We start from the raw sequence: 253 nt of genomic DNA on the forward strand, positions 1-253 counted from the left end.
TGTGAAAAAAATTATTTCTGTGGTGGTTGCTTTGTGTCTCTTGCTATCTCTTGCCCCTAGTGTTTTGGCGGACTCTCATAACGTTCCGCCAGTGAAAAGCTACAGCGAAGATCAATATACTAAAAGCGATATTATGAAACTCGAAAAATATGTGTCAGTGCAGGACGGGTATTTTGTTTTAGATTATAAAAAGGCGAAAACAGATGGATTTTCTGCCGACATGTTAAACGGACAAAAAGAATATTTTAAGTAT

General features: G+C 36.8%; 1 protein-coding gene. It reads left to right on the forward strand.

All coding sequences use genetic code 11. The features are described from left to right. The coding region (locus SB764_RS42640) for a hypothetical protein (RefSeq protein WP_410867128.1) at window positions 1-253 on the forward strand (253 nt) is incomplete at both ends.

Source organism: Paraburkholderia sp. SIMBA_027, assembly GCF_046535315.1.
Lineage (GTDB): Bacteria > Pseudomonadota > Gammaproteobacteria > Burkholderiales > Burkholderiaceae > Paraburkholderia > Paraburkholderia tropica.